The sequence below is a fragment of the Erwinia sp. V71 genome, from assembly GCF_965644245.1.
GTDB lineage: Bacteria > Pseudomonadota > Gammaproteobacteria > Enterobacterales > Enterobacteriaceae > Erwinia.
Genome location: NZ_CBFFRK010000347.1, coordinates 1 through 211, shown reverse-complemented (window position 1 = coordinate 211; position 211 = coordinate 1). Strand labels below are relative to the sequence as shown.

Below are 211 nucleotides of genomic sequence, written 5' to 3'. Positions count from 1 at the left end.
AAGACCACTGAAGGCTGCCGGAACCCGAGGCATTTTCTTGGCCTGCTGTTCAGTGCTCCCTGATACTTGCGGAGCTCGTCATCCGTCACTGCTGTCAGGTCAGTTCCTTTGGGGATAAACTGCCTCAACAGCCCATTAGTGAAGGTGCGATTAATTCGATGGGAACCATTTTTTCGTCCTGTCATCGTATGGTAAATGAACAAAGAACCGC

Annotated in this window: 1 pseudogene; it reads right to left on the bottom strand. The window is 50.2% G+C overall.

Annotation, left to right across the window (positions count from 1 at the left end):
• Nucleotides 1–211: pseudogene (locus tag ACSZO1_RS22900) on the bottom strand (hypothetical protein); the annotation flags it as partial.